The sequence below is a fragment of the Spirillospora sp. NPDC049652 genome (assembly GCF_040675125.1).
Lineage (GTDB): Bacteria > Actinomycetota > Actinomycetes > Streptosporangiales > Streptosporangiaceae > Spirillospora.
Genome location: NZ_JBFAOF010000317.1, coordinates 1 through 7,312, shown reverse-complemented (window position 1 = coordinate 7,312; position 7,312 = coordinate 1). Strand labels below are relative to the sequence as shown.

Below are 7,312 nucleotides of genomic sequence, written 5' to 3'. Positions count from 1 at the left end.
GGCGAGCCAGCGCGCCGCCTCCGCGGCCCACTCGTCCTCGGGCCCGATGACCACGTGCCTGCGCGGGACGGCGTCGCCGTTGCGCAGCGCCGCGGCCTGGCCGCCGCCGTCCGGCTGCCGCTGCGGCACCAGGTCGATGATCACCCATTCGGACAGCTCCGCGGCGAGCAGCCGGGCGCACCGCCGCACCGCCACGGTCTCGTTGAACACCGGCTCGTCCAGGAGCAGCTCGGTCACGGCCCCGAGGACGTCCATCCGGTGCACCAGCGACGCGACGGCCTCGTCGCCGGAGGACTCCACCACCCGGACGCCGTCGGTGGCCGCGGCGTCAGTCGTTCTGGGTGCTCCGTCCGGAGCGGGCGCCGTGCCGTCCACTGTGCTTCCGGTCGCCTCGGCCGCCGGGGCGACGTTCACCGCGTCCCGGAGGACCGGGCCGGTCGCGTCCCGCGTGGCGCTCCCGGGACCGGTGGGCGAGGAGGCCGTGCCGCGTGCGCCGTCGACCCCGGTCGCGGGGGAGACGCCGAGGGGCGTGGTGGTGGGGCCGGCGACCACGACCACCATGGGGTCGGGCTCGCCGCGGATCCACACCCGGGCCAGCGTGACCACCGCGTCCACCGGACGCTCCCGGCCGAGGAACCGGATCGGGACGCGGCACCGCCGCCCGGTGCGGATCACGGCCGCGAGCTGCGAGCGCAGCGGCGCCCGCGTCGCCAGGTCGCAGAACGCGGTGAACTGCTTGCCCGAGACGTACCCGGTGGACGTGCCGAGCAGGTCGGCCGCGTGTTTGTTCACGCGCCGCACCCCGGTGTCGCGGTCGAGCAGGAACAGCGGCACGGGCGCGTCGTTGAAGACGGTCTTCAGGACCCGCCGCTCGTTCTCGGCCGCGGCGGCGCGTCCGGCCGCGCCGGTCTGCTCGCCGCCGACCGTCTGCAGCGCCGCGACCGCCAGCTCCAGTTCGACCAGCGCCGCGTCCAGCGTCGCCCGCGCGTCGGAGTCCGGCAGCTCCGCGGTACGCCGCAGCTCCTCGATCCGGCCCTCCAGGCCGGCGACCTCGCGCAGCACGCTCTCGGGGTCGAGTTGCTCGGGCATCCCGCCCCTCCCTGTCTTTCACCACGCACGCGGAGATCGGTCCGCCGACCGGCCGACCGCCGGCACGACCGCCGGCCGACCTTCGCAGCCTATTCCCGGAATGGTCCGCCGTGTACGAAGAAGAACCCGCCGCCCTCGAACATGCCCCGGCCCGCCACGCCATCCCAATTCACCCACGCCGCCCGGCCGTCCGCCACCGAATCCGCCTCTCTGCCTGCGTACCCCCGCCCGGTCGCGCCACCCGTGCGCCCGGGCCCGAGCGCCGGTCCGGACGAACCGGGACGGGTGACGGTCCGGCGGCTGAGACGCCCAACACACCACAAATCGCCCAGGAGAGATGCACGTACGCGCCTCTGCCATCCCTGCGACCGCTCCTCGCCGTCCGGTGTGCACGGGGGCGGTCCCCGGCGGGTGGACGGCCCGGTGGAGTTTCCACACCACGCGCCCGCCAAACCCCTGTTCTCGCCGACCGTCGCCGCCCCCGATCGGCCCTCTGATCAGGCCCCTGGCCATGTTGAGTCCTCCGGGCCGTCCTGGATGACGGCTACGCGCGTCCCCTGGGGCCACTGAGTGGCGTTTGGGTGCCGGGCGAGTCCGGGCCCGGCCGGTCATGTCCTCCAGCGCCAGGCGCCTCCTGAGCGCGGCTCGGGAGGAAGGGAGGGACGGTCACGAAGGCGGCGGCTCGGGAGGAAGGGAGGGTGGCGGGTCGGTTTCGGCGGGTCAGTTCACGCCTCGGCCGCCGACGATGCGCTGCGCGAGGGCGGTGAGCTTGAGGTGCCGGGTCTGCGAGATGCGGCGCATCTCGGCGAACGCCTGGTCGGCGTCGCAGCCGAGGGCGTGCATCAGGATGCCCTTGGCCTGGTCGACGATGGCGCGGGACTCCACGGCCTCCTTGAGCTGGGTGGCCGTCCGGTTGACCTGGTCGTACTGGAGGGTGTTCGACACGGCCGCGCTGCTCTGCGCGGCGAGCAGGGACGCCAGCGCGTGGTCGGGGTCGAGGCTGCCCGGCGTCACGCCGTAGAGGGTGAGCGTCACCAGCACCGGCGGGTTGACGTGCGGGGTGGTGGTGAAGCAGCGGATCCCGCGCCTCAGCATGTCGGACGTGGTCTCCGACCAGCGGGCCTCGGCGAGCACGTCGTCGGCGGTGAGCGGCCGGCGGGTCGCGACGACCTCGAACACGGGCCCCTTGCCGCGGGCGAGCTGGCGGTCGGTGATCTCGGCCAGCTCGGGATGGCTGGCCGCGTAGGCGAGCGGCTCGGCCACCTCGGCGGTGGCCCCCTCGCCGGGCATGGCCCAGCGGACGGCGGACGCCCCGGCGCACCCGGGAACCGCCTGGGAGGCGAGGTCGGAGACGCGGGACAGCGTCCCGACGTCGGAGGACTCGCCCACGACGCCGAGGCGGGCGATCTCCACGGCGAGGCGGTCGGTCAGGACGGTGGCAGGCGGCACCCTCCCGACGGTATCCCCTCATCGGGTCGGTGAACCAATCCCGGCTACAGGTTGGGAGGCGCCCTCCAGATCTCTTCGAGGGTGGGCGCGGACAGCGTGTCGCAGTCGGCGAGGTCCCCGAGCGAGATGATCCCGACGGGCCGCCGCTTCTCGTCCACCACCGGAAGCCGCCGGACGGCGCGTTCCCGCATGAGGCGGGCGGCGGTGGCGGCGTCGTCGTCCGGGCGGACGGTCGCCAGGTCGGCGGTGCAGACCTCGCCGAGGGAGGTGATCCTGGCGTCCCAGTCCTCGGCCACGGCCCGGACGACGATGTCGCGGTCGGTGACCATGCCGCAGAGCCGTCCCGCGGCGGTGACCAGCACGTCGCCGATCCCCTCGTCGCGCATCAGCCGGGCGGCCTCGTGCAGGGTGGATTCCCGGGGGAGCGAGCGCGGCCGCCTGGTCATCACATCTCTCACCCGGGGGGCTCGAGGCGACATCGCCCGTACCTCCGTTCGCGCAGCAGGGCCCCTTTACCGGCGCGCCCTACCCACGGTGGGGCGGGGTATGCCGACGGCCCGGAACAGATCTTCCGGGCCGCCGGGGGAAGGCTCAGAAGGAGAAGACGGACCCGGTGCGCGAGCGCATGATGCAGTCGTTCCCGTACTGCTTGCGGAACCGCGTGTACCGGCCCTGCCAGCGTCCGGTGGCCTGGGCGACGACCGGCTGGTAGATCATGGGGCAGACCTGGTTCCGGTCGGGCCGGTGGTCGAACGCGCCGTGGTGCGCCGCCAGATCCTTGCACGCCTGCTCCGCCGCCGGGTGGTTCCCGCCGGGGGGATCGCACTTCAGCGTGACCATGCGCGTCCCGGAAGTGTTGCGCGACGGATAGGTCAGTGTGAGCCGCAGGACCGTCTCCCGGGTGAGCCCACTTCTCCCGGCGGACCCGCCTCTTCCGGGGGCCGCCCCTGCCGCGGGTGCCGCGGTCGCCACGACGGCGAGCGCTCCCACGAGAACCCCAGTGACCAGGCGCTTCATCGGTACTCCCTACGATCGCAGCCGAATCATCGCCCACCGTATCCATAACGTTACGGAGTGTGTGGCGTATCGGCGGGATCCATCGAAGCGAGATTCCGCCCTGCGGACGCCGCCACGCTGTCTTGGCGGACGGGCCGCTGGGGTGAGTGGTCTTGGTGACCGGCGATTCGAAGAGCCGGCTTGGCGGAGGGTGCGCGGGAGTTAAAAAGCCAGAGTGCGGCCTTCGTAGGCCGCACTCTGGCTGGTGATGGTCAGTGGTCGAAAGGCCTCGGACGTCGAAGCCGAGGACTCCGTCCGCTAGGCGGTGAGCTCGCTCAGGCGGCGAGCTCGTGCGTGACGCGGGCCGGGTGGTCGGCGAGGGACTCACGCAGCTGCTTGCGCCCGCGGTGCAGGCGGGACATCACGGTGCCGATGGGGGTGCCCATCATCGCCGCGATCTCCTTGTAGGCGTAGCCCTCGATGTCCGCGAGGTAGACGGCGTCCCGGAAGTCCTGCGGCAGGGAGCGCAGGGCGCTGACGACCCGCTGGTCCGGGATCCGGTCCAGGGCCTCGGACTCGGCGGACCGGAAGCCGGTCGAGTGCGCCTCGGCCTGGGCGATCTGCCACTCCTCCAGCTCCTCCGAGCCCGCGCGCTGCGGCTCGCGCTGCTTCTTGCGGTAGGTGTTGATGAAGTTGTTGGTCAGGATGCGGTGCAGCCAGGCCTTGAGGTTCGTGCCCTCCTGGAACTGGTGGAAGTTCACGTAGGCCTTGGCGAGCGTCTCCTGGACGAGGTCCTCGGCGTCGGCGCTGTTGCGGGTCATCCGGACGGCGCTGGCGTAGAGCGGGTCGGCGAGCGGAAGCACGTCGCGCTCGTAGCGGTCGACGTCGTGGCGGGCGGTCTCGTCCTGCGGTCGGACGGCCATGGTCGCAGCGGTCATCGTCGCTCCCCCCGAGGGTTGTGGGCCGGGTAGGCCGTGGCGGGCGCGCGGTCGGCGCGCCGGGTTCGGGCGGACGGTGCCGCCCCTCGTCTCTCACTGGTACGGGCCACCGTCCCGGCCGGTTCGGCGCGGCCTCGCGGACGTGGCGCGCGGACGAGCCAGGGGCTCGTGCGCGCACGCGGCTTCTCCCGAGAAGGGATGAGGGGACGCGCCGGGCGGGGTCTCGGCCTCGCATGGAGGGTGGGCCGAGGGAGGAGGGCGGCCGGATCGGCGGTGCCAGGGCGACCCCGGTCGGGCGGGACGTCGCGGGCTTTGGCCGGTCGAGCCATCCACTCTTCGGTGGCGTTCTCACTAGGTAAGACGCTTGGGACGGTCCAAAAGGTTGCGTGGCGTCAGTCACAATTCGCGGCCAACTGTCCCGATCCACGCCCGGTGCACGGTATAGAGCGGTGCGGGCATGTGCAAGCCATTTCCCACGGATTCGTATCCGCAGGGTGGCCGCCCGATCACGATTCGGTGAGATGTCCCGTCATCACGGCGTCCACGAGGCCGGTCGCGTACTCGTCGGGGGTCTCCGGCAGCCGCGCCCCCGCCGTCACGGCCTCCGCCCCGGCCAGCCGCGTCAGGAAAGCGTGCATCTGGCAGCCTCCGAGCAGGGCCCCGGCCAGGTGAGCGGCGGGAGCGCCCTCCTTGACGCGGCCGTGGCGCTGCTCGGCTTCGATGTAGGCGGCCACCCCGGCGACGCCCAGCACCGGACCCGCCAGGGCCCCTGCGCCCAGCCCGCCCGTGCGCGCCCCGTTCTCCTGTTGATCGTTCTGGCCCTGGGGCATGCCGGAAGGCTGCGTGTTCGTGCGCAACCAGGCGATGAGTTCGGGATCGGCCAGGACGGGGCCGGTCATCGGGAGCAGCTCGGCGTAGAAGCGGACCATTTCGGACGCGAGATTTGTCAGGTTCTCGTGGACGGTCGCCTCGCCCGCCGAGCCGATCAGGGTCATGACGGCCGTCCGGGCGGTGGCCGTCACCTCGCCGAGGACCGCTCCGAAGAGCGCCGTCTTGTTCTCGAAGTGGTTGTAGAGGCTGCCCTCGGACACCCCGGCCGCGCGGGCGATCTCCTTGGTGGTCGCGGCGACGACGCCACGGCGCTTGATCACGTCGGTGGCGGCGGCCAGGATGCGGTCGCGCGTCGTCTCGGTGGTGGACGGCACGGCGGGGTCCTCTCTGATCCGGCGCACCCGTCCTGCCGGGCCGCTTCAGGCTGACGACCTCGCCGGCGGGCTTCCGGTCGCTGCCGGACTCCGCCGCACGTCAGGCGCGGGTGAGTGAACGCTTACATCTGCGGGTGAGTGAATGCCCACCCACGTCGAGTGAGTACTCACCCAGTATGCGGCTTCACTGATCCACCCCGCGCCGCTGCCGTCCCCCGGGTGGGTCGCGTCGGGAGGCGTAGCCGACCTGGCCGATCGCGCACACCGGCCGCTCTTCGGCCGGGTCTGCGAAGGGGGGTGGGCGCGGACGAAGGGGGTGGGCGGATGTGGGACCGGGGAGGGGCGCGGGGGGAGGGGGCTGGGGCTGCGGTGTGGGCTGGTGGGGGTGGCGGGCCTTCTGGGTGTGGCGTGCTCGGGGTGGGTGCGGAGGGGCGGTGGGGGAGCTCGGTAGGAAATTGTCGCTTTTGCGATAGATCGGTTTTCGGTGCCCTTCTCGTCTGATCTGTAGTGTCGATCGGGCGGACGCCGGGCTCCGAAGGGCCGGGGGCGCCGGGTCGTCGGGGAGTGGGCGATTTGGGAGAGAGCTTGACGCTGCCGGTTCCGGAGAACCTGCACGCGACCTATGCCGTGGCGCTCGCCGCGCCGCCCGCCGATCCTCGCGAACTGGCCCGTGACCAGGTGGGACGGCTGGTCCGGCCGCCGCTGCGCGATCTGGTCCTCGGGATGCTGGCCAGTCCGCTGCTCACCCTGGACATGCGTCCGGCCGTCGAGTTCCCGCCGCTTCCGATGGACCTGCTGGCCGCCTACGGCGCGTCCCGGGCCGAGCTCGGAGCGGTGTCCGCCGCGTCCCACCTGCTCGCCGTCCGCGCGGCCTACCGGCCCGGCTGGCCACCGGCGCACGAATGGGCGGCACGCGCCGTCGCCGGGGCCGTCGGGACGGCCCTGAGCATGCCGGTCGTGGACGGCTTCACGCCGCAGGTCCTCAGCCGGGAGCGGCTGGAACGGTCCCTCCCCGGACCGGACGGGACCATCCGGCTCACCGACTGGATCCTGCTCCCGCACACCGGGGGCCCGCACGGCTTCTGGTTCACGACCAACGGCCTCGCCCGCTTCGGGCTGCCGGAACTCCAGACCGAGAACGTCCCCCCGCCGCTGGTCGAACCGTGGGGACGCCTGCTGAACGGCCTGGCCCGCCGCCTCCTCGACCTGTGGATCGAGCGGCTCTCGGCGGACGAACTCCCCGTCTTCGTCGATCTCCCCGAGGTCGTCTCCGTCGGTCTCCAGGACGTCGGGGCCGCTCAGGGCATCGACGAGCCCATGCGCCGGGAGGTGTCGATCCGGCTGCGGCTGGACGACCCGGCGGGCGACGCCCCCGCCGTCCTGACCGTCCTCGCCGCCGACGACGGACCCGACCGTCTCGAACACCTCTGCGCCGCGCTTTTCGGTCCATCGTGAACCGCCGCCGTCGCGGACCGCGCCGGCGCCCGTCCGAGGAGAAGATGATCAGCTCAGCGCTTGCCGACGATCTTGTTCTCTGCACAGGATCGTGACCGTGAGATTCGGCCCACGCGACCACTCCGGCCCGCCCGACGATCCCGAGCCCGTCCGGCCGCCGCACGCCGACCCGCCCCCGCC

The 7,312-nt window shown here is 72.9% G+C and carries 7 protein-coding genes; 1 reads left to right on the top strand and 6 read right to left on the bottom strand.

Annotation, left to right across the window (positions count from 1 at the left end; translation table 11 throughout):
* The 6 genes from AB0J52_RS20620 to AB0J52_RS20595 form a co-directional block, all read right to left on the bottom strand.
* Positions 1 to 1,089, bottom strand: a 1,089-nt coding sequence (locus tag AB0J52_RS20620; protein ID WP_500183239.1) for a PAS domain-containing protein, incomplete at its 3' end; no start/stop codon positions are given.
* A gap of 720 nt (positions 1,090 to 1,809) precedes the next feature.
* Entirely contained in the window at positions 1,810 to 2,538 is a 729-nt protein-coding gene (locus tag AB0J52_RS20615; RefSeq protein ID WP_500183237.1) for an ANTAR domain-containing protein, read from the bottom strand.
* A gap of 44 nt (positions 2,539 to 2,582) precedes the next feature.
* Positions 2,583 to 2,984: a CBS domain-containing protein gene (locus AB0J52_RS20610; protein WP_500183235.1), complete on the bottom strand. Its 402-nt coding sequence runs from the start codon at positions 2,982 to 2,984 to the stop codon at positions 2,583 to 2,585.
* 145 nt (positions 2,985 to 3,129) lie between these two features.
* Positions 3,130 to 3,555: an SSI family serine proteinase inhibitor gene (locus AB0J52_RS20605; RefSeq protein ID WP_500183234.1), complete on the bottom strand. Its 426-nt coding sequence runs from the start codon at positions 3,553 to 3,555 to the stop codon at positions 3,130 to 3,132.
* Between the two features lie 314 nt (positions 3,556 to 3,869).
* Positions 3,870 to 4,472: a sigma-70 family RNA polymerase sigma factor gene (locus AB0J52_RS20600; RefSeq protein ID WP_500183233.1), complete on the bottom strand. Its 603-nt coding sequence runs from the start codon at positions 4,470 to 4,472 to the stop codon at positions 3,870 to 3,872.
* Between the two features lie 506 nt (positions 4,473 to 4,978).
* Positions 4,979 to 5,677 carry a TetR/AcrR family transcriptional regulator gene (locus AB0J52_RS20595; protein ID WP_500183231.1) on the bottom strand — a complete coding sequence of 233 codons (699 nt, stop codon included), beginning with the start codon at positions 5,675 to 5,677 and terminating at the stop codon, positions 4,979 to 4,981.
* A gap of 585 nt (positions 5,678 to 6,262) precedes the next feature.
* Here AB0J52_RS20595 and AB0J52_RS20590 point away from each other — a divergent pair.
* Positions 6,263 to 7,132, top strand: coding sequence for a hypothetical protein (locus AB0J52_RS20590; protein WP_500183230.1), 870 nt, complete (start codon positions 6,263 to 6,265; stop codon positions 7,130 to 7,132).
* Positions 7,133 to 7,312 lie beyond the last annotated feature (180 nt).

What these genes read in the sequence shown, in the direction of transcription:
- AB0J52_RS20610 (WP_500183235.1), bottom strand. Translation starts at nt 2,984, where the DNA reads ATGACCAGGCGGCCGCGCTCGCTCCCCCGGGAATCCACCCTGCACGAG.
- AB0J52_RS20605 (WP_500183234.1), bottom strand. Translation starts at nt 3,555, where the DNA reads ATGAAGCGCCTGGTCACTGGGGTTCTCGTGGGAGCGCTCGCCGTCGTG.
- AB0J52_RS20600 (WP_500183233.1), bottom strand. Translation starts at nt 4,472, where the DNA reads ATGACCGCTGCGACCATGGCCGTCCGACCGCAGGACGAGACCGCCCGC.